Annotated in this window: 22 protein-coding genes; 17 read left to right on the top strand and 5 right to left on the bottom strand. The window is 72.0% G+C overall.

Features of this window, described 5'->3' with window-relative positions:
• Window positions 1-201: 201 nt before the first annotated feature.
• The 8 genes from HNR57_RS00870 to HNR57_RS00835 all read left to right on the top strand — a co-directional run bounded on the left by HNR57_RS00870 (window position 202) and on the right by HNR57_RS00835 (window position 10,345).
• Window positions 202-957, top strand: coding sequence for a (2Fe-2S)-binding protein (locus tag HNR57_RS00870; RefSeq protein WP_184554305.1), 756 nt, complete (start codon window positions 202-204; stop codon window positions 955-957).
• A 39-nt stretch (window positions 958-996) separates the two neighbouring features.
• Window positions 997-2,148: a glycogen synthase gene (glgA, locus tag HNR57_RS00865; RefSeq protein ID WP_184554302.1), complete on the top strand. Its 1,152-nt coding sequence runs from the start codon at window positions 997-999 to the stop codon at window positions 2,146-2,148.
• Window positions 2,149-2,199: 51 nt separating this feature from the next.
• Window positions 2,200-3,420 (top strand): glucose-1-phosphate adenylyltransferase, encoded by a 1,221-nt coding sequence (gene glgC / locus HNR57_RS00860; protein WP_184554300.1) that lies wholly within the window; start codon window positions 2,200-2,202, stop codon window positions 3,418-3,420.
• A gap of 101 nt (window positions 3,421-3,521) precedes the next feature.
• A complete protein-coding gene (locus HNR57_RS00855; protein WP_184554299.1) occupies window positions 3,522-6,140 on the top strand; it encodes a PA14 domain-containing protein in 2,619 nt (872 codons plus the stop codon).
• Window positions 6,141-6,284: 144 nt separating this feature from the next.
• Window positions 6,285-7,628 carry a wax ester/triacylglycerol synthase family O-acyltransferase gene (locus HNR57_RS00850; RefSeq protein ID WP_184554297.1) on the top strand — a complete coding sequence of 448 codons (1,344 nt, stop codon included), beginning with the start codon at window positions 6,285-6,287 and terminating at the stop codon, window positions 7,626-7,628.
• Window positions 7,629-7,732: 104 nt separating this feature from the next.
• A complete protein-coding gene (locus HNR57_RS00845; protein WP_184554294.1) occupies window positions 7,733-9,235 on the top strand; it encodes an SDR family NAD(P)-dependent oxidoreductase in 1,503 nt (500 codons plus the stop codon).
• A gap of 399 nt (window positions 9,236-9,634) precedes the next feature.
• Window positions 9,635-9,808 carry a hypothetical protein gene (locus tag HNR57_RS00840; RefSeq protein ID WP_102913158.1) on the top strand — a complete coding sequence of 58 codons (174 nt, stop codon included), beginning with the start codon at window positions 9,635-9,637 and terminating at the stop codon, window positions 9,806-9,808.
• Window positions 9,809-9,862: 54 nt separating this feature from the next.
• Window positions 9,863-10,345, top strand: coding sequence for a GNAT family N-acetyltransferase (locus HNR57_RS00835; protein ID WP_184554292.1), 483 nt, complete (start codon window positions 9,863-9,865; stop codon window positions 10,343-10,345).
• A gap of 36 nt (window positions 10,346-10,381) precedes the next feature.
• Here the strand turns inward: HNR57_RS00835 and HNR57_RS00830 are convergent, their stop codons facing one another.
• From HNR57_RS00830 to HNR57_RS00820, 3 genes are all read right to left on the bottom strand, one after another.
• Window positions 10,382-10,795, bottom strand: coding sequence for a VOC family protein (locus tag HNR57_RS00830; RefSeq protein WP_184554289.1), 414 nt, complete (start codon window positions 10,793-10,795; stop codon window positions 10,382-10,384).
• A gap of 209 nt (window positions 10,796-11,004) precedes the next feature.
• On the bottom strand, window positions 11,005-12,345 hold the full coding sequence (locus HNR57_RS00825) for an amidase (RefSeq protein ID WP_184554287.1): 1,341 nt from the start codon (window positions 12,343-12,345) through the stop codon (window positions 11,005-11,007).
• A gap of 161 nt (window positions 12,346-12,506) precedes the next feature.
• Window positions 12,507-13,532, bottom strand: coding sequence for an alpha/beta hydrolase family protein (locus tag HNR57_RS00820; RefSeq protein ID WP_184554284.1), 1,026 nt, complete (start codon window positions 13,530-13,532; stop codon window positions 12,507-12,509).
• 266 nt (window positions 13,533-13,798) lie between these two features.
• Here HNR57_RS00820 and HNR57_RS00815 point away from each other — a divergent pair, with 266 nt between their 5' ends.
• On the top strand, window positions 13,799-14,272 hold the full coding sequence (locus HNR57_RS00815; RefSeq protein ID WP_184554282.1) for a carboxymuconolactone decarboxylase family protein: 474 nt from the start codon (window positions 13,799-13,801) through the stop codon (window positions 14,270-14,272).
• Between the two features lie 28 nt (window positions 14,273-14,300).
• Here HNR57_RS00815 and HNR57_RS00810 read toward each other — a convergent pair whose 3' ends face one another.
• On the bottom strand, window positions 14,301-15,005 hold the full coding sequence (locus tag HNR57_RS00810) for a FadR/GntR family transcriptional regulator (RefSeq protein ID WP_184554280.1): 705 nt from the start codon (window positions 15,003-15,005) through the stop codon (window positions 14,301-14,303).
• A gap of 168 nt (window positions 15,006-15,173) precedes the next feature.
• Here HNR57_RS00810 and HNR57_RS00805 point away from each other — a divergent pair, with 168 nt between their 5' ends.
• The 8 genes from HNR57_RS00805 to HNR57_RS00770 are packed head-to-tail and all read left to right on the top strand — an operon-like array spanning window position 15,174 to window position 23,014.
• Window positions 15,174-16,247, top strand: a complete 1,074-nt coding sequence (locus tag HNR57_RS00805; RefSeq protein ID WP_184554276.1) for a sugar ABC transporter substrate-binding protein — start codon at window positions 15,174-15,176, stop codon at window positions 16,245-16,247.
• Window positions 16,244-17,734: a sugar ABC transporter ATP-binding protein gene (locus tag HNR57_RS00800; RefSeq protein ID WP_184554274.1), complete on the top strand. Its 1,491-nt coding sequence runs from the start codon at window positions 16,244-16,246 to the stop codon at window positions 17,732-17,734. The genes HNR57_RS00805 and HNR57_RS00800 overlap by 4 nt, the downstream gene beginning before the upstream one ends.
• A complete protein-coding gene (locus HNR57_RS00795; protein ID WP_184554271.1) occupies window positions 17,727-18,752 on the top strand; it encodes an ABC transporter permease in 1,026 nt (341 codons plus the stop codon). Before HNR57_RS00800 ends, HNR57_RS00795 begins: the two co-directional genes overlap by 8 nt.
• A 36-nt stretch (window positions 18,753-18,788) precedes the next feature.
• Window positions 18,789-20,132 (top strand): L-fuconate dehydratase, encoded by a 1,344-nt coding sequence (locus HNR57_RS00790; protein WP_184554268.1) that lies wholly within the window; start codon window positions 18,789-18,791, stop codon window positions 20,130-20,132.
• Complete coding sequence (locus HNR57_RS00785; protein WP_184554266.1) at window positions 20,129-20,887, top strand: SDR family NAD(P)-dependent oxidoreductase; 759 nt, start codon at window positions 20,129-20,131, stop codon at window positions 20,885-20,887. Before HNR57_RS00790 ends, HNR57_RS00785 begins: the two co-directional genes overlap by 4 nt.
• Complete coding sequence (locus HNR57_RS00780) at window positions 20,884-21,870, top strand: aldo/keto reductase (RefSeq protein WP_184554263.1); 987 nt, start codon at window positions 20,884-20,886, stop codon at window positions 21,868-21,870. The genes HNR57_RS00785 and HNR57_RS00780 overlap by 4 nt, the downstream gene beginning before the upstream one ends.
• Entirely contained in the window at window positions 21,867-22,184 is a 318-nt protein-coding gene (locus HNR57_RS00775; RefSeq protein WP_184554260.1) for an L-rhamnose mutarotase, read from the top strand. Before HNR57_RS00780 ends, HNR57_RS00775 begins: the two co-directional genes overlap by 4 nt.
• On the top strand, window positions 22,181-23,014 hold the full coding sequence (locus HNR57_RS00770; protein ID WP_184554257.1) for an amidohydrolase family protein: 834 nt from the start codon (window positions 22,181-22,183) through the stop codon (window positions 23,012-23,014). The genes HNR57_RS00775 and HNR57_RS00770 overlap by 4 nt, the downstream gene beginning before the upstream one ends.
• Here HNR57_RS00770 and HNR57_RS00765 read toward each other — a convergent pair.
• Window positions 23,002-24,423, bottom strand: coding sequence for a lipase maturation factor family protein (locus HNR57_RS00765; protein WP_184554254.1), 1,422 nt, complete (start codon window positions 24,421-24,423; stop codon window positions 23,002-23,004). The genes HNR57_RS00770 and HNR57_RS00765 overlap by 13 nt on opposite strands.
• Between the last annotated feature and the right edge of the window lie 35 nt (window positions 24,424-24,458).

Raw genomic sequence — 24,458 nt, 5'->3', positions numbered from 1 at the left:
TCTGCGTGAGGCGGGGGCGCTCGGCCCGGCGCGGCGAAAGGTGGGCTTTCATGACCAACACCCTGCCGTGTCCAGGTCTTCCCGTCGTCGTCCCTGAGCACTCATTGGGTCCTACTGCCGGTGGAGTACGCGGAGAAACCCGTCATCCCCAGGGTGGGTGAGTCCGATGGGGGGGCCACCGGGTCACGTCCCCTAGGGGCCTTGGTACTACTGCTGTTCGTGGACCTCGACCCCGACCTCGCCGCGCTCCGCCCGCTCGCCGGCTTCTTCGTGCTGCGCACGGAACGGGCACCGGCGGGGTCCCTTCCCACTCTCGCACAGGCCTACGCCGCCACGTCACCGGATGTGTCGGTAAATCCCCTGATTTTTCGCGTCAGAAAGGTTGCGACCGCCCTGCGCGCCCCGGAGTTGCGCGTCGCGGCGTCCGTGGCCCACCAGGGGCTCGCGGCCCGTCTCTGGTCGATCGCCCTCGGCTGCGCCGCGCTGTACGGCCGGGTCCCCGACCTCGACGCCCGGCTGCTGCACTGGGACGCCGACGGCAGCGCCCCCGACGACCTGTGGCTCCGGGAGGTGACGCCGCTGTCCGGGGATGCCCCTTCCCTCGCGGACGTCGTCCTGCACGGCCACCTCGTCCCGCTGGCGGCGGCCCTGCGCGCCCACCACGGCCTCGCCCCGGGCCTGCTGCGGGGCAACGCCGCCTCCGCGCTGGCCGGTGCCGCCCGGGAACTGGACCGCTGGGCCGGGCGGCACGGCCGCAGGGACGTCGCCGCCCGGGCCCGGTCCCTGGCCGCCGAACTCCTCGCACACCCCGTGCTCGCCGGCGCCGGGACCCTCACCGGTACCGCGTTCCGGCGCCGCAGCTGCTGCCTGTACTACCGGGTGCCCGGAGGGGGCGTCTGCGGCGACTGCTGCTTCCCGAGGCCGCCCCGCTCTTCCCCACGCGCCCCTTCTGGGTGACCATGAAAGGGAACGGCCGCTGAGAGCAGGGAGTTGCGGGTGCGCGTCGGACTGCTGACCCGGGAGTACCCGCCGGATGTGTACGGCGGTGCGGGCGTCCATGTGGAGTTCCTCGCCCGCGAGCTCAGACCGCTCGTCGACCTGGACGTGCACTGCTGGGGCGAGGGCCGCGCCGACGGCGTGCTGCGCCACCGGCCCTGGTCCGCGCTCGACGGCGCCAACGACGCGCTGCGCACGTTCTCCGTCGACCTCGCCATGGCCGCCGCCCTCGAAGGCCGCGAACTGGTCCACTCCCACACCTGGTACGCCAACCTCGGCGGCCACCTCGCCAAGCTCCTGTACGGCATCCCGCACGTGATGACCGCGCACTCCCTGGAGCCCCTGCGCCCCTGGAAGGCCGAGCAGCTCGGCGGCGGCTACGAGCTGTCCAGCTGGGCCGAGCGCACCGCGATCGAGGCCGCCGACGCCGTGATCGCCGTCTCGGGGGCCATGCGCGAGGACATCCTCGGCTGCTACCCCGCGCTGGATCCGGACAAGGTCCACGTCGTGCACAACGGCATCGACACAAGCCTGTACCGGTCCGACCACGGCACGGACGCCCTGGACCGGATCGGCCTGGACCGCTCCCGCCCGTACGTGCTGTTCGTCGGCCGGATCACGCGGCAGAAGGGCGTGCCCCACCTGCTGCGCGCGGTGCGGGACATCGACCCGGCCGCGCAGGTCGTGCTGTGCGCGGGCGCACCGGACACGCCGGAGATCGACCAGGAGTTCCGCGAGCTGTTCGGCGAGCTGAGCGGGGTCCGCGACGGGGTGTTCTGGATCCCGAAGATGCTGCCGCGCCCGGAGGTGATCCAGCTCCTCACGCACGCCGCCCTGTTCGTCTGCCCGTCGGTGTACGAGCCGCTCGGCATCGTGAACCTGGAGGCGATGGCCTGCGGCACCCCCGTGGTGGCCTCGGCGGTCGGCGGCATCCCCGAGGTCGTGGACGACGGCACGACGGGGCTGCTCGTCCCGCCCGGCGACGGCTTCGAGGCGGGGCTCGCCCGGGCCATGGACACCGTCCTGGCCGACCCGGCGGCCGCCCGGCGGATGGGCGAGGCCGGTCGCGAGCGCGCGGTCGGCGAGTTCGGCTGGGACGCGGTGGCCCGGCGCACGGTCCGGCTCTACGAGGAGATCGTCAAACAGGCTTAGTGGGTACTGCTCAGGGGCAGGCATCGGGAAATCGGCGTGAGGGGAGCGGCCATGCGTGGTGGTGGTCCTTCGGTCCTGGGGATCGTGCTGGCGGGCGGCGAGGGCAAGCGGCTGATGCCCCTCACCGCGGACCGAGCCAAACCGGCGGTGACCTTCGGCGGCACCTACCGTCTGGTCGACTTCGTCCTGTCCAACCTGGTCAACGCCGGCGTCCTGCGCATTTGCGTCCTGACGCAGTACAAGTCGCACTCGCTGGACCGGCACATCACGACCACGTGGCGGATGTCCAACCTGCTGGGCAACTACGTGACGCCCGTGCCCGCCCAGCAGCGCCTCGGCCCGCGCTGGTACCTGGGCAGCGCCGACGCGATCCTGCAGTCGCTGAACCTCGTCTACGACGAGCAGCCCGAGTACGTCGCCGTCTTCGGCGCCGACCACGTCTACCGCATGGACCCTCGCCAGATGCTCGCCCAGCACATCGAGAGCGGCGCGGGCGTGACGGTGGCCGGGATCCGGGTGCCGCGCACCGAGTCCTCGTCCTTCGGGGTGATCACCCCCGGCTCGGACGGGCAGACGGTGGAGCGCTTCCTGGAGAAGCCGGCGGACCCGCCCGGGCTGGCGGACGACCCGGACTGCGTCTTCGCCTCCATGGGCAACTACATCTTCACCACCAAGGCCCTCATCGAGGCGCTCAAGCGGGACGCGGAGGACGAGTCCTCGGTGCACGACATGGGCGGCTCGATCCTGCCCCAGCTCACCGACCGGGGCGAGGCCGCGCTCTACGACTTCAGCGCCAACCACGTGCCCGGCGAGACCACCCGCGACCAGGGCTACTGGCGGGACGTCGGGACGCTGGACGCCTACTACGAGGCCCACATGGACCTGATCGCCGAGCGCCCCGCCTTCAACCTGTACAACCGCAGCTGGCCCATCTACACGCACTCGTACCAGCTGTCGCCGGCCCGATTCAACGCGGGCGGCATCGCCAGTGAGTCCATCATCAGCGCGGGCTGCCTGGTGCGCGGGCAGGTCACACGGTCGGTGCTGTCGCCGGGTGTGGTGGTCGACCCGGGAGCCGTGGTGCAGGGTTCGGTGCTGCACGACAACGTGCACATCGGCCGGGGGGCGGTGGTGCGCGGCGCCGTCCTCGACAAGAACGTCCAGGTTCCGCCGGGCGCGACCATCGGCGTCAACCCCGAGCGGGACGCGGAGCTGTACACGGTCTCCAAGGGCGGCGTGATCGCCCTGGGGAAGGGGCAGTTGGTCACCTGAGCGGGAGCGGCCCGGGGACTTTGTCCTGCCTATGGACGAAGTCCCCGATCCGTGCTGTCATGCCTTCGTCTTATACATGACAACGTTGGCATGGAGGTTCCGTGCGTCCCCGACGCCTCAGAAACCGCCTCGCGTTACTGCTCGCCGCGCTCCTCGCCCTCACGGGCCTGAGCGCGGTCCCCGCCCTCGCGGACGACCCGGCCGAGATCCACGGCCTCAAGGGCGAGTACTACACCCACTCCGCCCCGGGTTCCTTCGACTTCCACACCCTCAAGGCGACGACCTTCGACCAGGACCTCGACTTCGACAACCTGGAGCCGCGCCTGAGATTCACCACCGGACGGTCCGACGACGTCAGCGTCCGCTGGACCGGAAAGATCGTCCCGGACCGGACCGGGCCGCACACCTTCTCGATCACCGCCGACAACGGCTTCCGCCTCTGGATCGACGGACAGCTCACCATCGACCACTGGGTCGACGACTGGGACCGCGAGCAGACCGCCCGGCCCGTCGACCTCACCGCGGGCCGGGCCTACGACATCGAGGTCGAGTACTTCGAGCACTACGGCGGCTCCAACCTCCACCTGCGCTGGACCCGGCCCGGCGCCGCCAAGGAGCCCGTACCGCAGTCGGCGTTCCTCCTCCCCGACGGCTTCGACTACGACGGAGCCCTCGCCGCCACGGTCCAGGCCGACGGCCGCACCCTGAAGCTCGACTTCGCCCAGCCCCTGACCGCACCCCCGGCGGACTTCAGCGACCACCTCGACGCGGTGATCGGCGGCGCGGCGTGGCCCCTGGGCCCGGCCCGGCTCGACCCGTCCGACCCCACCGCCCTCCTGGTCGCCCTGGACGAGCCGGTCGTCGGCAACAAGACGGGCACGGCCCGCGGCACGGCCGACATCCGCTACGACGGGCGAGGCGGTCTCACCGACGCCGACGGCAACGTTGTCAAGGCGTTCTGGACCAGCGGCCCCAACCGCTCGACGCACCAGCTGCGCACCCGCTGGGCCGACGAGGTGGGCCCCGGCAACGCACACCCCGAGTACCCGCGCCCGCAGCTGACCCGGGACGCCTGGAAGAACCTCAACGGCCACTGGCAGTTCGCCGCCGCCGAGCCCGGCGAGCAGCCGCCCGTCGGGAAGACGCTGAAGGAGCGCATCCTCGTCCCGTACCCGGTGGAGTCCCGGCTCTCCGGCATCGAACGGCACGAGGACCGCATGTGGTACCGCCGCACCTTCACCGTCCCCGCCGACTGGCACATCGGCTCCGGCAAGCGGCTCAAGCTCAACTTCGGCGCCGTCGACTGGCGCTCCGCGGTGTACGTCAACGGCACCGAGGTCGCGACACACGAGGGCGGCTACGACAAGTTCGGCGCCGACATCACCGACGCGCTCAAGCCCGGCCGCACCCAGGAGCTGATCGTCGGCGTGTACGACCCGACCGACGCTGCCTCCGGCGAGAACCCGCCGCTGGGCAAGCAGCGCCTGGACCCGAGCGGCATCTGGTACACCCCGTCCTCCGGCATCTGGCAGACGGTGTGGATGGAGCCGGTGGCCCGTGACCACGTGGACTCCCTGAAGCTCGTTCCCGACGTGGCCGGCGAGAAGCTGACCGTCGAGGCCCGGGGCGTCCGGGACGGCGTACCGGTCACGGCGACGGCGTACGACGGCCGGCGCAAGGTGGCCACGGCGAGCGGGCGCACCGGCCGGCCGCTCACCCTGACCGTCCACGACCCGCACCTCTGGTCGCCCGACGACCCCTTCCTCTACACGCTCAAGGTGAAGGTGGGCGCCGACCGGGTCGGCAGCTACTTCGGGATGCGCTCCATCGCCGTCGAGAAGATCGACGGGGTGCCCCGCACGGTCCTCAACGGCAAGCCCGTCTTCATGATGGCCACCCTCGACCAGGGCTACTGGCCCGACGGCCTGCACACCGCACCCACCGACGAGGCCCTCGCGTACGACCTGAAGGTGCACAAGCGGCTCGGCTTCAACTCGGTCCGCAAGCACATCAAGGTCGAGCCGGACCGCTGGTTCCACTGGGCCGACAAGCTCGGGCTGCTGGTGTGGCAGGACATGCCCGCGATGACGGCCGGAGTGAACCCCGGTGCCGACTCCCGCGCCCGCTACGAGCGCGAGATGAAGCAGATGATCGACGAGCACATCAGCAGTCCGTCGGTCGTCATGTGGGTGACCTTCAACGAGGGCTGGGGCCAGTACGACGTGGGCCGGGTCGCCGAGCAGGCCAAGACCTGGGACCCCACCCGCCTCGTCAACGGCCAGTCCGGGCTGAACCTCGGCGCCGACGGCGGCACCGGCGACCTCATGGACGAGCACGGCTACCCCAGTCCCGCGCTGCCTCCCCGGCCGGACGGCGAGCGCGCCCTGGTCAGCGGCGAGTACGGCGGCCTGGGCCTGGCGGTGCCCGGCCACGCCTGGTCGGTGCAGCAGTCGTACGTCGACGTCGACCCGGCGACCTACACCGAGGACTACCTGGAGAAGCTGGACGAGGTTCGGGCGCTGGTCTGCAAGGGGAGCAACGGTGCCGTGTACACCCAGATCTCGGACGTCGAGGGTGAGCTGAACGGCTTCCTCACCTACGACCGCGCGGTGCTGAAACCCGACACGGCCCGGCTGAAGGCCGCGCACGATGCGCTGATCCGTGACGCCTCCCGGGTGACTCCCACCGGGTGCCCGGCGGCGCGACCTGTGCTGGACTGACCGCACATGCACCATAAGTCCCGCCCCTTTCACCGGGGCGGGACTTAATCGGATGTTAACTGTGCGTAGCCTGATCGTACTTGACCGTAATCGGCTGGGGGCGGTTGACTGCTGACCCACCCGTCGTCGACGCGAGGCAAGCCCTTGACTGCTGACCTGCTCGCTCCTCTCGACCTGGCGTTCTGGAACATCGAGTCCGCCGGACACCCGATGCACCTCGGCGCGCTCGGGATCTTCTCGGCCCACTCGCCCGCCGCGGGCGCCCACGCGGCGGACCTGCTCGCGGCCCGGGCCGCCGGCGTCCCCGGACTGCGGATGCGCATCCGCGACGTGTGGCAGCCGCTGCCCTCCGCCCTGCGCCGGCCGCTCGCCTTCGGCGGCGCGGCCCGCGAGGAGGACCCGGACTTCGACCCCCTGAACCACGTGCGGCTGCACGCCCCGACCGCCGACTTCCAGGCGGTCGCGGGCCGGCTCATGGAGCGCCCCCTGGAGCGTGACCGCCCGCCCTGGGAAGCCCATGTGCTGCCGGGGGAGGACGGCGTCTGCTTCGCCGTGCTGTTCAAGTTCCACCACGCCCTGGCCGACGGACTGCGGGCGCTGACCCTCGCCGCGGGTGTCATGGACCCGATGGACATGCCCGCCCCCCGGCCCCGCCCGGCCGAGCCCCCGCGCGGCGTCCTGCCGGACGTGCGCGATCTGCCCGGGCTGATGCGCGGCGCCCTGTCCGACATGAGCCGGGCCCTGGACATCGGCGCCTCCGTCGCCCGCTCCTCCCTCGACGTACGGTCCACCCCCGCACTCACCTGCGAGCCGAGCGGCACCCGCCGCACCGCCGGAGTGGTGCTCGACCTCGACGACGTGCACCGCATCCGCAAGACCGTCGGCGGCACCGTCAACGACGTCCTCATCGCCGTCGTCGCGGGCGCCCTGCGCCGCTGGCTCGACGAGCGCGGCGACGGCAGCGAGGGGGTCGCGCCCCGCGCCCTGATCCCCGTCTCCAAGCGCCGCCCCCGGACCGCCTACCCGCAGGGCAACCGGCTCTCCGGGTACCTGATACGGCTTCCGGTGGACGACCCGGACCCGCTGGCCCGCCTCGCCTCGGTCCGGGACGCCATGGACCGCAACAAAGACGCCGGCCCCAACCGGGGCGCGGGCGCCGTCGCCCTGCTCGCCGACCACGTACCCGCCCTGGCCCACCGGCTCGGCGGCCCCCTGGTCGGCCAGGCGGCCCGGATCTGGTTCGACCTCCTGGTGACCAGCGTGCCCCTGCCCAGCCTGGGCCTGAAGCTCGGCGGCCACCCCCTCACCGCCGTCTTCCCCTTCGCCCCGCTGGCCCCCGGCCACTCCCTGGCCGTCGCGGTCTCGACGTACCGGGGGAGCGTGCACTACGGCCTCGTCGCCGACGGTGAGGCGGTCCCGGACCTCGACCTGTTCGCCACGGCCGTCTCCAAGGAGGTGGCGACGCTGATCAAGGCCTGCCGGTCGTGATCAAGGCGACTTTGGCGGTGCGGCCCGGCGCTCCGTAGAATTCGCCCTTCGAAAGCGGGCGCGACCGGCGCACCGCGACGGCAGAGCAGGGAACGACAGCGGCGATGACGGTGACAGAGGACGGCCCGCAGGCCATGGACGAGGCGAGCGGGCTCTCGTACGGACCCGGCATCGACCCGGAACGCCTGGCCGTCTGCCTCAGCGTGCTCGAGGAACTCGACAAGCTGGAGGTCGACCATCCGGACGCCATCGCGGTGCGCCGGGCCACCGCGGGCGTCTACCGCACGGTCAAGCAGCGCCGCCGCCAGGAGCGCCGGGCGGCCAAGACCGCTCACGACAAGGCGGTCACGGAGGCCACGGCGACCGGCTCCGCCCAGCGCATCGACGACGAGACCGAGGGCCTGCTGCCGTCGTCGAACACCGAGCAGGGCAGGATCGCGGGGATACTCCAGCGCCCGCGCTCCTGCTACACCTGCAAGACCCGGTACGTGGAAGTCGACTACTTCTACCACCAGCTCTGTCCGGACTGCGCCCGCGTGAACCGCGAGAAGCGCGACGTCCGCGCCGACCTCACCGGCAAGCGCGCGCTGCTCACCGGCGGCCGGGCCAAGATCGGCATGTACATCGCGCTGCGGCTGCTGCGCGACGGTGCGCACACCACGATCACCACGCGCTTCCCGAAGGACGCCATCCGCCGCTTCAAGGCGATGGACGACTCCGGGGACTGGATGCACCGCCTGGAGGTCGTCGGCATCGACCTGCGCGACCCGGCCCAGGCCGTGGCCCTCGCCGACCAGGTCGCCGAGGCGGGCCCGCTCGACATCCTCGTCAACAACGCGACGCAGACCGTGCGCCGCCTGCCCTCCGCCTACGCCGCGCTGGTCGAGGGCGAGAGCGCCCCGCTGCCCGCCGGAGAGCTCCCCGCCCACCACGTCATCGGTGCCTTCAACTCCGGTGCGGTCGACGGCATCGCCGCGCTGCCCCTCGGCACGAGCGGGCTCGATGCCCAGCAGGTCGCCGACCTCGCCCTGGTGGCGGGCAACGCCAGCGTCGAACGGCACCTGGACGGCACGGCGATCGACGCGGGCGGGCTGGTGCCCGACGTGGTCGACTCCAACACCTGGGTGCAGACGATCGAGCAGATCTCGCCCGTCGAGCTGCTGGAGACCCAGCTGTGCAACTACACGGCGCCGTTCATCCTGATCAGCAAGCTGCGGCCGGCCATGGCCGAGGCCGCGAAGAAGGCGGAGAGCGGGCGCGCCTACGTCGTGAACGTGTCCGCGATGGAAGGGGTCTTCGGGCGCGGCTACAAGGGCGCCGGGCATCCGAACACCAATGCCGCGAAGGCCGCGATGAACATGGTCACGCGCACCAGCGCCCAGGAGATGTTCCAGACCGACGGCATCCTGATGACCTCGGTCGACACGGGCTGGATCACGGACGAGCGGCCGCACTACGACAAGCTGCGGCTCGCCGAGGCCGGCTTTCACGCGCCGCTGGACCTCGTCGACGGAGCGGCCCGGGTCTACGACCCCATCGTGCGGGGTGAGGCGGGAGAGGACCTGTACGGCGTCTTCATGAAGGACTACGCGCCCGGGAAGTGGTAGTCGCCCCCGTCCCGTGACGGGCTGTCAAGGGCCGTCCGGTCTGCGCCGTCGCCGACATACGCCGTTCGGGTGATCTGCAAAACGCTCGCCTGCGTACAAATCGGTACGTAAACGGGAGTTGAACGCCGTCTGACGCGCGATCGTTACCGGCTGTTTTCAGCCCCATAGAGCGGGGCCCCGCTCATTTGGTTAGTCTGATGCGGACGGACAGCAGCACGGGGTCCTACCCACACCCACGGTCCGTCATGGGACCAGCCGGTTCACCACGGCCTGCTCTCCCGTGAGTCGACCGGCGCCACCGCGTCCGAACTGCATTTGACATAGAGGCCCGAGCGGGCGTCAGGCGCAGCAGGACCGGCGCGTACGTCCCGAGGGTGACCGACACATAAGGAGTGCGCGGTGACACCGGAGAAGACGAATCGCGATCAGCGCCCCAAGGAACGCGGCGAGCGCGCCGGCCGACGGGTCGACGAGCTCGGCAGCCTCGACGTGTGGGCCCGTTCGGCCCCGATCCGCCTCGCGGGCTACGAGGAAGACCTCGCGGAGCCCCACATCCTGCCCAGCGTCGACTGAGCGGGCAGCCCCCACCGCGATCGCCGAGAGCATGGGCGTGCCAGACTCGCACCCATGCTGATCAGGGAAGCAACGGCTGACGACTGGCCTCGCATCTGGCCCTTCTGGCACCGCATCGTCGCCGCGGGCGAGACCTACGCATGGGACCCGGGCACCTCCGAGGAGGAGGCCCGGGTCCTGTGGATGAGCCCGGCGAAACGCGTCTACGTCGTCGAGGACGACAGCGGTGCCGTCGTCGCCTCCGCCTACCTCACCCCCAACTACGGTGGCCCCGCCGCCCGCATCGCCAACGCCGGCTTCATGGTCGACCCGGGCCGCGGCGGCCGGGGCTACGGACGGGCCCTGGCGGGACACCTGCTGACCGAAGCCCGGGCCGCCGGTTACCGGGGCATGGTGTTCAACGCCGTCGTCGAGACCAACCCGGCGGTGAAGCTGTGGACGTCCCTCGGCTTCACGATCCTCGGCACGGTCCCGGCCGCCTTCGACCACCCCCGGCACGGCCCGGTGGGGCTGCACATCATGTACCGGGCGCTGTAGCGAACTCCAGGGGCGGCTGCTGCCCCGGGGCGGCCGTCAGGGCCGGGCGTACGGGCGGGTCATGATCTCCATGTTGTGGCCGTCCGGGTCGTCGAAGTAGGCGCCGCGCCCCCCGAAGAGGTCGTTGACCCGGCCCGGCGCGGTGTGGTTCGGATCGGCGTAGTAGGTGACGCCGAGCGCCTCCAGCCGGGCGATCATGGCGTCGAACTGCGCATCGGGCACGAGGAACGCGTAGTGCTGCGGCTGGACGGGCTCGTCGCGCTTCTCGTAGTAGTCCAGGGTCACCCCGTTGCCCAGGTCCACGGGCAGGAAGGGGCCGAAGGGGGCCCCGACCTCCAGGCCGAGGACGGCCGCCAGGAACTCGGCCGACAACTGGCGGTCCGAGGCGTAGACGGCGGTGTGGTCGAGGCGGGCGACGGTGGTGGGCAGGGCAGGCTGAACGGGGGACATGAGTGGGTTCGTCTCCGGGTCGTGTGAGGTCCGTGGTGAAGCGCCGCTGAGGCGCGAGGGGATGAGGACACGGAGACGAGAGGCGGGGCGCGTGCCCTTTCCGGCTCTCGGACGAGCCCGGGCGGGGTCACCCCCGCCGCGCTCACGCCGAGGCCGGGCGCCTCACTCGTGCATGGCCTACGGCCGACCCGGCAGTCACCCGGCCGATCTTAGTCCATCGGCGCCGTGCGCTGCCACGGATTACGTTCCTCCAGCCGGCCTGCCAGATCGAGGAGTTGGGACTCCGAGCCCGGCCGCCCCACCAGCTGCACGGCGCAGGGGGCACCGGAGGGCAGGGTTCCGCAGGGGACCGCCATGGCGGGCCAGCCGGTCAGGTTCCACGGGGGCGTCAGGGGCGAGTAGTTCGTGTTGGCCAGCAGGTTGCTCAGCCAGCCCCGCTCGTGCCAGGGCCCGGCCTTGGGGGAGCGGCGTGCCAGTGCCGGGGTGAGCAGCACGTCGTACTCGGTGAAGAACGGCTCCAGCCGCCGCCGGAGCTTCTCCCTGCTCGCCCCGGAGCGCACGGCGTCGATGAACGGACGGCCGACTCGGGCGTGGACGCGGGTGCGCCGGGTCAGCAGGCGGGGGTCGAGCGGCTGGGCGTCCGCGGCCGCGCCCGCCGTCCAGTGGATCAGCGAGGTCGCGGCGAGGGACACCGGGTAGGGCGGGTCGGCGCGCCGGACCTGGTACCCGGCCCGCATCAGCAGCCCGGCCGCGTCCCGGGCGGCCGCCGCGTACGGGCGGCTGACCGTGACGCCGGCCAGCGGGCTGCGCAGCGACACGGCGATCCTCGGGGTGCCGGGCTCGGAACGGGTCGCCGGCGCCGTGCCGGCGAGGACCGAGAGCATCAGACGGGCGTCCTCGACGGTCGTGGCGAGCGGGCCGTGCTCCGCCATGCCGAACCAGGTGCTGCCCTCGCCCGCCGGGACGACTCCCCGGCCCGGCTTGATGGTGACCAGGCCGCAGTTGGCGGCGGGTATGCGCAGGGAGCCCATGCCGTCGTTGCCGAGGGCGATCGGCACCATCCCGGCGGCGACGGCGGCCGCGCTGCCCCCCGACGATCCGCCCGCGGAACGCGCCGGGTCCCAGGGGTTGCGGGCGATGCCCAGCACGCCGTCGGTCGTGCCGAAGACGCACAGTTCGGGCACGTGCGTCAGCCCCACGACCACCGCGCCCGCCGCCCGCAGCCGGGCCACCGTCACATGGTCCTGCGCGGCCGGGGTGTCCGGTGTCGCCGCCGAGCCGATGCGGGTGGACTCGCCGCGCACCGCGAGGTTGTCCTTGACGGCCACAGGCACTCCGGCCAGGGGCAGTTCGGCGAAGTCGCCGCGGGCCGCGACCTCGTCGGCCTCGGCCAGGGCCGCCTCGGCGCGCACCGTGCGGAAGGCACCCACGCGGCCGTCCAGCCGCTCGATGCGGGCGAGGTGCTCGGCGACCACCTCGCGGGGAGTGACCCGCTTCTCGCGGACGGCGGCGGATATCTCGGCGGCGGTGCGGCCGGCCCAGGTGTTCACAGCGGCTCCTCGGAGGGAATCGGAGGGGAGTCGGAGGGGGATGCGCGGACTTACTGACGAGTACGTAGGGAGAACTCTGCACCGGCCGGGAGCGCGCGTCGAGGCCGCCGGCCGTGCCGGTGCCGGATCAATGCGGTGGACCCGGGCCTGATGGGGCCTGCTCAGCGCAGATGGCGCGCGAAGAAGGCCTCGGTGACGTCCATCTCGGCCGCCCACCGCGGCCCGAACGTGTGGCCCTCGCCGGGGACCGTGCGGAGTTCGACGTCCTTGCCGGCCTCCCCGAACGCTGCGGCGGCCTCCCGCGACCAGGCCAGGGGGCAGGTGCCGTCCGCGGTGCCGTGCTGGATCAGCAGGGGTTCGCTGACGCGGTCGGCGTAGGTCAGCGGCGAGACGCCGCGCCAGAACGCCGGGTCCTCCTCGGGCGTGCCGTGCTTCTCCTCGATCTCGGCGACGAGGGGATCGCCGTCGGGCCGCTGGAAGTGGTCGATGTTCTCCTGCGGCCGGGCGCTCACCGGCGCGTAGGCGACCGCCGCGTCGAACAGGCCGGGCGCCACGACCAGGGTGTTGTACACGACCCCGCCGCCCATCGACCGGCCGAACAGGCCGATCCGGTCGCCGTCGATCTCGGGGCGCCCCGAGATCCGCAGGGCCAGGGCGGCACCGATGACGTCCTCGGTGTAGCCGAGCCGCAGGTCGACGTCGTTGTCCGGGTCCTTGTCGGAGCGGGCGTGGTTGCGGTAGTCGGTGTGCAGGACGACATGGCCACTGCGGGCCAGGCGGTCCTGCTCGCGCGGCATGCCCTGGCCGCTGACGTAGACGTCCGGGTCGATGTATCCGTGCGCCAGCACCAGCGCCGGGAAGGGGCCCTTGCCCTCGGGGATGTTCATGATCCCGGAGATGGTCAGCCCGTTCGCCTCGTAGGTGACGGCGTAGCGGGTGTAGGCGGAGTTCCGGTCGAGCACGTCGCCCAGACGCAGCCCGGAGCCGGTGTGCTCGCGCTGCATCAACGCCGGGAGGGAGACGGGGTCGGCCGGGGTGGGGGTGGGCGTGGCGCGGGGGCTCTCGCCGGTGGTCCGGGCCGGCGCCGGGGATGGCGCGGGCGCGCCGTCCTCCGCACCGCCGGTGCAGCCCGTCGCGACGGCCAGCAGCAGTCCGGCGGCCGCGCAGGCGGTGCCCCGAAGCCGCATACGGTTCAGTGTGACCCCGGCGCGTGCGGGAGGGTAGGCCGGGTTCGAGGTCGCCGGTGTCGAGGTGACGGACCTGCTGGAACGCCCGCTCGCAGATCAGGCGGCACCGCACTCGGCGGCCACCCACCGATCAGCCGCGTCACCAACGGGTCAGGTCAATTCACCTGGAGGCAGAGGGAGACGCAGGTCACATTCGGCCGTGTCACATCGCGACGAGCCGCTGCCTCATAGGGGTGTCCGCACCGACAACGGCAGAGGAGCTCACCATGAGCGCACGACTGGACGTCTTCGCCATCCCGAGCGCGAGCAAGCTCATCAAGCAGTTCTACTCCCTGGGGCGGCTGGTCGTGGAGTCACCGCTGCCGGCCGCCACCCGGGAACTGGTCTCGCTCCGTACCAGCCAGATCAACGGATGCGCGGTCTGCATCGACATGCACACCAAGGAGGCCACCGCCGCCGGCGAGAGCGCCGTACGTCTCCATCTGGTCGCGGCGTGGCGGGAGGCCACGGTCTTCACCGACGCCGAGCGCGCCGCGCTGGAACTGGCCGAGCAGGGCACCCGGATCGCGGACGGGGCCGGCGGCGTCCCGGACGAGGTGTGGGAGCGGGCCGCCAAGCACTACGACGAGGAACAGCTCATGGCGCTGGTCACCCTCATCGCGTTCATGAACACAGCGAACCGGCTGAACGTCATGCTGGAGCAGCCGGCGGGCGACTACCAGCCCGGCCAGTTCAAGTAAGCAAGGAGCGCCGGGCCCTGGGCTTCGCCTAGGGCCCGAGCTGTGCTCGCAGCCATTCCTCCACCTCGCCGACGTGCGCGGCCGCCGCCGCGCGGGCCGCCTCCGGGTCGCGGGCCACCAGGGCGCGGTGGATGGCCGCGTGCTCGCGGCGGGTGCGGGCGAAGGCGCCCTCCTCCTGGTACCCGCGCCAGACGCGGGCGCGGAACGTCCGGGACGACAGGCCCTCCAGGATGGCGGCCATGGTCTCGTTGCCCGCGGCCGCCGCGATCTCCCGGTGGAAGGCGAGGTCGTGGGCGAGGATCTCCTCCGGATCGTCCGTGGCGTTCATCGCCGTCAGGTGCTTCTCCACCTCGGCCAGCTGGTCCGCGGTGATCCGCGCGGCGGCCAGTGCCGTCGCCGTCGATTCCAGGACCCGCCGGATCTCCAGCAGCTCCACCAGTTGCGGGCCGCGCGACAGGTCCGCCACGACACCGAAGGTCTCCAGCAGGTCACCGGCCTCCAGCCGGGTGACGTAGATGCCCGAGCCGTGCCGGGCCTCCAGCACGCCCAGCACCGTGAGCGCGCGAATCGCCTCCCGCATCGAGCTGCGGGAGATGCCGAGCTGGGCGGCCAGATCGCGCTCGGTGGGCAGCCGCTGCCCCGGCTCCAGCCGGCCCTCGCCGATCATCGCCTTGATCCGCTCGATGGCGCGCTGCGTCACTGTGCCCTTCTGCGGGGCTGACCCGTCGTCCACGCCACTCCTCCGATCACAGCGCTCCGGCGCAGTCTAACCATCAGAGTGGTCGGACCACTATGGGTCGAGAGCGCGGAAAACCGCCGCATGAGGGTGTTCTGGCGGTGGAGTGGTCTGATAAGTATGCGGGCATCTGCTGGAACACCCGGTCGATGGGAGCCCCCTGAGATGCCCGGAAGCACAGTGCGGAAGCGGAACACGTCCCGGATGCTCGGCGCGGTGGCCCTGGCCACCGGAGCGTCCCTGGTGCTCGCCGCCTGCGGCAGCACCAAGGACACCGGCGCCTCCGGGGCGGGAGGCGGTGACGGCACCGGCAAGGTCGGGGTGGTGCTGCCCCTGCTGACCTCGCCGTTCTGGCAGTCGTACAACGACTACGTACCGAAGATGGCGAAGTCCGAGGGCGTGGAGGCGCTGAAGACCGTCAACTCCAACAGCGACCCCTCGCAACAGATCACCGACATCAACAACCAGCTCAACCAGGGCGTCAAGGGCCTGGTCGTCGCCCCCCTGGACAGCGCCGCCATCGAGGCCGGCCTGGACCAGGCCGAACGCAAGGGCGTGCCGGTCGTCGCCGTGGACGTGGCGCCCGACAAGGGCAAGGTCGCCATGGTGGTCCGGGCGAACAACGTCGCCTACGGCGAGAAGGCCTGCCGGTACCTCGGCGAGCACATCACCTCCGGCAAGGTCGTGCAGATCATGGGCGACCTCGCCTCGGTCAACGGCCGCGACCGCTCCGAGGCGTTCCGTGCCTGCGTGAAGAAGAACTTCCCCAAGCTGAAGGTGCTGGAGATCCCGGCCAAGTGGGAGTCCGACACCGCGGCCTCCAAACTCGACACCCTCCTCAACGCCAACCCCGACATCAAGGGCATCTACCTGCAGGCGGGCGGCGTCTACCTCGCCCCGACGCTCCAGACCCTCAAGTCCAAGGGAATGCTGAAGAAGGCCGGGCAGCCGGGGCACATCGCCATCGTCTCCAACGACGGCATCCCGCAGGAGTTCGACGCGATCCGCAAGGGCGAGATCGACGCGACCGTCTCCCAGCCCGCCGACGCCTACGCCAAGTACGGCATGTACTACATCAAGGCGGCCATGCAGGGGAAGACGTTCAAGCCGGGCCCGACCGACCACGACTCGACGATCGTCAAGCTGCCCAGTGGCATCCTGGAGGACCAGCTGCCCGCCCCGCTGGTCACCAAGGACAACGTCGACGACCCCGGGCTCTGGGGCAACACGGTCGAATGAGCACCCCACTTGCCGAGGCACGGGGCGTGGTCAAGCGCTACGGCCCCACCACCGCACTCGCCGACGGGCGGCTCACCGTCCTGCCGGGCGAGTCCCACGCCCTCGTCGGCCGCAACGGCGCCGGCAAGTCGACCCTGGTCCGCATCCTCACCGGCCTCCAGGCACCCGACGAGGGAACCGTCCGCTTCGACGGCGAGCCCGCGCCCCCGCTCACCGACCGGGACGCCTGGCGCCGCAAGGTCGCCTGCGTCTACCAGCACCCGACGGTCGTCCCCGAACTGACCGTCGCCGAGAACCTGTTCATCAACCGGCAGCCGCTGCACCGGGGCTTCATCAGCTGGCGCCGCCTGAAGTCCGAGGCAGCCGCCCTCCTCGACACCTGGGACGTGCGCGTCGACCCCGGGGCCCGCACCGCCGACCTCAAGGTCGAGGACCGGCAGATGGTGGAGATCGCCCGGGCGCTGAGCTTCGGCGCCCGCTTCATCGTCCTGGACGAACCCACCGCCCAGCTCGACAACCGGGAGATCGAACGCCTCTTCACCCGCATGCGGGCCCTCCAGGACTCGGGCGTCACCTTCCTGTTCATCTCCCACCACCTCCAGGAGGTCTACGAGGTCTGCCAGACCGTCACGGTCCTGCGCGACGCCCGCTGGATCACCACCGCGCCGGTCGCCGACCTCCCGCGCCAGGCGCTGGTGGAGGCCATGGCGGGGGAGACGATCGCCGAGGCGGCCGAGCGGCAGCGGGCCGCCGAGGCCGCGGGGCCCGTACTCCTCGACGTCCGCGGCCTGCGTTCGGCGGCGTACGAGAACGTCGACCTCACCGTCCGCCGCGGGGAGGTCGTCGGGCTCGCCGGGTCCAGCGCCAGCGGCAAGATCGAGCTGGCCGAGACGTTCACCGGACTGCACACACCCACCGGCGGTACGGCCCGGCTGGACGGGGCGCCGCTCCCGTTCGGCGATGTCCGCGGAGCCCTCGCGGCGGGGGTCGGCTTCGTGCCCCGCGACCGGCACGAACAGGGCCTGGTCTTCGGCATGTCCATCGGCGACAACGCCACCCTCAGCGTCCTGGACCGGCTCGGCCGCTTCGGGTTCGTCGGCCCCGACCGCAAACGCGGTGTCGCCACCGGGCTGATCGAACGGCTCGACATCCACGCCGAAGGCCCCGAGCAGCCCGTCTCGGACCTGTCCGGCGGCAACGCGCAGAAGGTCGTCATGGCCCGGGCCCTCGCCTCCGACCCCCGGCTCCTGGTCCTCGTCAACCCCACCGCGGGAGTCGACGTGAAGTCCAAGGAGTCCCTGCTCGCCCGTGTCGACAGCGCCCGCGAGGACGGCACCGCCGTCCTCGTCGTCTCCGACGAACTCGACGACCTGAGGCGCTGCGACCGGGTCCTCGTGCTCTTCCACGGCCGTGTCGTCGCGGAACACCCGGCGGGGTGGCGCGACCACGAGCTCATCGCCTCCATCGAAGGAGTGGACCATGGCTGACACCAAGGCCCCGCCGGTGAAGCCGGTGCTCGTGACCGGCGCCGGGTCGGCGCGGACCGTGCTGCTGCGCCGGGCCCGCGAACTGGCCCTCCTACCGGCCCTGTTGCTGCTCATGGTGCTCGGCACGATCGTCAACGACTCGTTCCTCACCGAGCGAAACCTGATCTCGATCCTCGGCGCCTCCGCCGCCCTCGCGATGGTCGTGCTCGCCGAGTCGCTCGTCCTGATCACCGGCAAGTTCGACCTGTCCCTGGAATCGGTCGTCGGCATCGCGCCCGCCGTAGGGGCGCTGCTCGTGCTGCCCGCCGCCCAGTCCGGCTGGGGCACCGAACTCCCCGCCGCCCTGGCCCTGGTCGCCGTCCTGGTCGCGGGCGCGGCCGTCGGCGCCTTCAACGGCGTCCTGGTGGTGAAGTTCAAGCTCAACGCGTTCATCGTGACGCTGGCGATGCTGATCGTGCTGCGCGGCCTGCTGGTCGGCGCGACCAAGGGCAAGACGCTGTTCGGCATGCCCGACAGCTTCTACTCGCTGGCCACCACCACCTTCCTCACCGTCCCGCTGTCGGTGTGGCTCGCCGCGATCGCCTTCGCGGTCGCCGGGCTGGTCCTGAAGTACCACCGGGTCGGGCGCGCCCTGTACGCCATCGGCGGCAACGCGGACGCGGCCCGGGCGGCGGGCATCCGCGTGGAGCGCGTCATGCTCGGCGTGTTCGTCGTCGCGGGCGTCCTCGCCGCGGTCGGCGGCATCATGCAGACCGGCTACGTCGGCGCGATCAGCGCCAACCAGGGCCAGAACATGATCTTCACGGTGTTCGCGGCCGCGGTGATCGGCGGCATCGCCCTCGACGGCGGCAAGGGCACCATGTTCGGCGCCCTCACCGGCGTACTCCTTCTGGGTGTCGTACAGAACCTGCTCACCCTCGCGCAGGTCCCGTCGTTCTGGATCCAGGCCATCTACGGCGGGATCATCCTGGTCGCCCTCATGATCGCCCGGGTCACCACCGGCCGAGCTCAGGACTGACCGGCCCGCCCCCTGCACCCGACCGAAAGGCCCTCCGTGTCCCCGACGCCCGCCCGCATCACCGCGGTCGACACCCACGACATCCGCTTCCCCACCTCACGGGAACTCGACGGCTCCGACGCGATGAACCCGGACCCCGACTACTCGGCGGCCTACGTCGTCCTGCGCACGGACGCGCCCGACGGGCACGAGGGGCACGGATTCGCCTTCACCATCGGGCGGGGCAACGAGGTCCAGGTCGCCGCGATCGAGGCGCTGCGCGGACACCTGGTCGGCCGCGGCCTGGACGAGCTGTGCGCCGACCCCTCCACCCTGAACCGCGACCTGATCGGCGACAGCCAGCTGCGCTGGCTCGGACCCGAGAAGGGCGTGATGCACATGGCGATCGGCGCCGTCGTCAACGCCGTGTGGGACCTGGCCGCCAAGCGAGCCGGACTGCCGCTGTGGCGGCTGCTCGCCGAGGCCGAACCCGAATGGATCGTGCGCCAGGTCGACTTCCGCTACCTCACCGACGCGCTCACCCCCGAGGAGGCCCTGACCCTCCTGCGCCGGGGCCGGCAGGGCGCGAAGGAGCGCACGGCCCGCCTGCTGGAGCGCGGATACCCCGCCTACACCACCTCGCCCGGCTGGCTCGGCTACGACGACGAAAAACTCACCCGGCTCGCGGCCCAAGCCGTCGCCGACGGCTTCCGGCAGATCAAACTCAAGGTCGGCGCCGATCTCGACGACGACATCCGCCGCTGCCGCGTGGCGCGGTCGGTCATCGGGCCGGACGTCCGGATGGCCGTCGACGCCAACCAGCGCTGGGACGTGGACGAGGCCATCCGCTGGACCAAGGCCCTCGCCGAGTTCGACCCGTACTGGATCGAGGAGCCCACCAGCCCCGACGACGTCCTCGGCCACGCGGCGATCCGCCGGGCCGTCGCCCCCGTGAAGGTCGCCACGGGCGAACACGTGCAGAACCGGATCGTCTTCAAACAGCTCCTCCAGGCCGGCGCGCTCGACGTCGTCCAGATCGACGCGGCCCGGGTCGGCGGCGTCCCCGAGAACCTCGCGATCCTGCTGCTCGCGGCCAAGTCCGGCGTGCCGGTCTGCCCGCACGCGGGCGGCGTCGGCCTGTGCGAACTCGTCCAGCACCTGTCGATGTTCGACTACGTGGCCCTCACCGGCACCACCCAGGACCGCGTCATCGAATACGTCGACCATCTGCACGACCACTTCCTCGACCCGGTGGTGATCCGCGAAGGTCACTACACGGCACCCACCGCGCCCGGCTTCTCGGCGGCCATGCGCCCCGAGTCGCTGGCGCGGTACACCTACCCGGGCGGCGCGTTCTGGGCCGCCGACCTCGACGACACGAAGAGGGAGCAGGCCGAATGAGCGACTTCGAGGGTCTGACAGCCCTGGTGACGGGCGGCGCCTCCGGCATCGGCCGGGCCACCGCCGAGCTCCTCGCCGAGCGCGGCGCCCAGGTCGCCGTCCTCGACCTGGACCCGTCGTCCGTCGACAAGCCGCTGCTCGCCCACCGCGCGGACGTCACCGACGACGCGTCCGTGCGCCAGGCCGTCACGGCCGCGGTCGCCGGCCTCGGCGGCGCCCTCGACGTGCTGGTGAACAACGCGGGCATCGGCGCCCAGGGCACCGTCGAGGACAACCCCGACGACGAGTGGCACCGCGTCTACGACGTCAACGTGCTCGGCATGGTCCGCACCGCCCGCGCCTGCCTGCCCCACCTGCGCGCCTCCAGGCACGCGGCGATCGTCAACACCTGCTCCATCGCCGCCACCGCGGGCCTCCCGCAGCGCGCCCTGTACAGCGCGACCAAGGGCGCCGTGTACTCCCTCACCCTCGCCATGGCCGCCGACCACGTCCGCGAGGGCATCCGCGTCAACTGCGTCAACCCGGGCACCGTCGACACCCCGTGGGTCGGCCGCCTCCTCGACGCCGCGCCCGACCCGGCCGCCGAACGGGCCGCCCTGGAGGCCCGCCAGCCCACCGGCCGGCTGGTCTCCCCGGCCGAGGTCGCGGGCGCCATCGCCTACCTGGCGAGCCCTCTGTCCGGCGCCACCACCGGCACCGCGCTCGCCGTCGACGGCGGCATGCAGGGCCTGCGGCTGCGCCCGGTGGCCCGGTGAACCGGCTCGGCGGCAGCGGCGTGAAGGTCAGCGCCCTGTCCTTCGGCGCCGCCGCCATCGGCAACCTGTACACCGAGGTCGGCGAGGAGCAGGCGCACGAGGCCGTGGACGCCGCCTGGCAGCGGGGCATCCGCTACTTCGACACCGCACCGCACTACGGCCTCGGCCTGTCCGAACGCCGCCTGGGCGCCGCCCTGCGCGAGCGCCCCCGCGACCGGTACACGATCTCCACCAAGGTGGGCCGCCGCCTGGAGCCCTCGGACGGCACCGGCGACGACCTGGCGGGCGGCTTCGCCGTGCCCGCGACCCACCGCCGCGTGTGGGACTTCAGCGCCGACGGCGTACGCCGCACCCTGGAGGCCAGCCTGGCCCGGCTCGGCCTCGACCGGGTCGACGTCGTCTACCTCCACGACCCCGACGAGCACGCCGAAGAGGCCTTTCGGGAGGGCTATCCGGCCCTGGAGAAACTGCGTTCCGAGGGCGTGGTCGGCGCGATCGGCGCCGGCATGAACCAGGCGGAGATGCTCACCCGCTTCGTCCGCGACACCGACGTCGACGTGGTCCTGTGCGCCGGCCGCTACACGCTGCTCGACCAGAGCGCCCTCACCGGCCTGCTGCCCGCGGCCCACGAACGCGGCATCTCCGTCGTCATCGGCGGCGCCTTCAACTCCGGCCTGCTGGCGAACCCCGGACCCGGGGCCACCTACAACTACACCGCCGCGCCTTCCGAGCTGGTCGAGCGGGCCCTGCGGCTGAAGTCCGTCGCCCACCGCCACGGCACCACGCTGCGCGCCGCCGCCCTGGCCTTCTGCGCCGCCCACCCGGCCGTCGCCAGCGTCCTCGTCGGCGCCCGTTCCGCTCACGAAGTGCGCGACTGCGCCCACCAGTTCGCCGCCCGGGTACCCACCGGGTTCTGGCAGGACCTGCGCGCCAAGGGCCTGCTGCCCGCCGACGCCCCGGTCCCCGCCGAGGAGACGTCATGAGAGTCGCCCTGCACACCAAGGTCCGCGCCGACCGCGTCGCGGAGTACGAGGCCGCCCACCGTGAGGTCCCGGAGGAACTCACCGACGCCATCCGCGCCGCGGGCGCCACCTCCTGGACGATCTGGCGCAGCGGCACGGACCTCTTCCACGTCCTGGAGTGCGAGGACTACGCCCGCCTCCTCGCCGAACTGGAGAAACTCCCGGTGAACGTCGCCTGGCAGGCCCGCATGGCCGAACTGCTGGACGTCGTGCACGACTACTCGGGCGAAGGCGCGGACGCCGGCCTGCCCGTCGTCTGGGAGCTGCCGTCATGACCGTGGTCGACGCCCACCACCACGTGTGGGACCTGTCCGTACGGGACCAGGACTGGATCACCGGCCCCGAACTCGCGCCGCTGCGCCGCGACTTCACGGTGAAGGATCTCGAACCCGAGGCGGCAGCCGCCGGAGTGGGCTGCACCATCCTCGTCCAGACCGTCACCGTCCCCGGGGAGACCTCCGAATTCCTGGCCCTGGCCGCCGGGCACGACCTGATCGCGGGCGTCGTCGGCTGGACCGACCTCACCCGCCCCGACGCCGCCGACGAACTCGCCAGGCTGCGCGACCTCCCCGGCGGGCACTACCTCAAGGGCATCCGCCACCAGGTCCAGGGCGAGTCCGACCCCGAGTGGCTGCTGCGCCCTGACGTCCGGCGCGGACTGGCCGCCGTCGCCGACGCCGGACTGGTCTACGACCTGGTCGTCCTGCCCCACCAGCTCCCGGCCTGCGTCCGGGCCGCCGCGGACCTGCCCGGCCTCACCTTCGTCCTCGACCACCTGGGCAAACCGCCCATCGCCTCCGGCACCCTCGAACCCTGGGCGTCCGGGCTGCGCGCCCTCGCCGCCCTGCCCAACACGGTCGCCAAACTGTCCGGCCTGGTGACCGAGGCCGACCTCGCCTCCTGGACCGTCGAGGACCTGCGCCCCTACGCCGACGTCGCCCTGGAGGCCTTCGGGCCCGGCCGGCTGATGTACGGCTCGGACTGGCCGGTGTCCACCCTGGGGGTGACGTACGGCGGCACCCTGGACCTCACCCGCCGGCTGACCGACCCGCACGACCACCCGCAGATCCTCCAGGCCACCGCCACCCGCGTCTACGGCCTCTGAACCGGCCCCGCCAGCCGCGTCGGCGGCAGGAAGTCCCGTACGTACGTCCGCTCCCAGCACGCGCCCGTCTCCCGCAGCTCGCGCCACGTCGTGTAGCGGTAACGGAACAGGCGGGCGCGCACGTACCGCGGCGGTTCGTCCGGCGGGAACGGCGAGCGGCGCAGCAGCCTCAGGGTGTCCCGGTCGTTCTCCAGCAGCCGTTCCACCAGCGTCCCGAACCAGGGCTCGGCGTAGGCGGGGGAGAGGGCCGCGAACCACATCAGCCAGTCGAGCCGCAGATGGTAGGGCGCGAACTGGCGGGGCCAGCGCCGGGGATCGCCGGGCTTGCCCTTGAACTCGTACGCCAGCCAGCCCGAGTCCGCACGCGGCACGTCGTCCGCGGTGCCCTCCACCACCACCTCGTACCGCACCCGGCTCACGCTGCCGAACGCCCCGTAGGTGTTGACCAGGTGGAGCGGGTCGAAGGAGCGGTTCATCACCTGGCGGCGGGACAGCATGTTGCGCACCGGCTGGTAGCTGAGGCCCAGCAGCAGCGTGGCCACCGCGAGCACCACCACCACGAACCACAGCGGCGCGTCGGGGACCTCCGGCGGATCGGCCGGGAAGCGCACCGCCGACAGCGCCAGCACGATCGTGATCCAGTTCAGCCAGGAGAAGTTGCCCGAGAGCACCAGCCACAGCTGGGTGACGATCATCAGCGACGCGGCGGCCGTCGCGACGGGCTGCGGGGTGAACAGCGCGAACGGCACCACGAGCTGGGTGACATGGTTCGCGGCCACCTCGACGCGGTGCAGGGGCCTGGGCAGATGGTGGAAGAACCAGCTGAGCGGACCCGGCATGGGCTGGGTCTCGTGATGGTGGTCCAGGCAGGTGAGCTTGCGCCAGCACGCGTCGCCGCGCATCTTGATCAGCCCCGCGCCGAACTCCACGCGGAACAGGATCCACCGCAGCAGGAACAGCACCACGACCGGCGGCGCCACCTCGTCGTTGCCGAGGAACACGGCGAGGAAGCCGACCTCCAGCAGCAGTGACTCCCAGCCGAACGAGTACCAGGTCTGTCCGACGTTGACGATCGACAGGTACAGCACCCACGGCACGAGCCACAGCAGCATGCCGCCCCACAGCGGAAGCAGCGAGTCCACCCCGGCCAGCAGCGCCGCCGCCACCGCGCAGCCCGCCCAGGCGCAGAGCGCGAAGAAGCGGTCCGAGTAGTGCCACTGGAACAGGCTCGGCGCCCGCCTGAACGGCACCCGCTCCACGAAGCGCGGCACGGGCAGCATGCCGCGCCGCCCGATCAGCGCGCGGAACTGGAGGGCCGCCGTCAGGAACGCCACCAGATACACGGCGGCCAGCGCCCGCTGGAAGACCAGCCGGGTCAGCCAGTAGTCGGATGCGGTGAACCACTCCACGACGTTGCGCTCCTCCTCCCTGCGCGGCACATGAG

Source organism: Streptomyces paradoxus (assembly GCF_014202475.1).
Lineage (GTDB): Bacteria > Actinomycetota > Actinomycetes > Streptomycetales > Streptomycetaceae > Streptomyces > Streptomyces paradoxus.
The sequence above is the reverse complement of the archived record's forward strand: the minus strand, read 5'-3'. Positions and strand labels throughout refer to the sequence as shown.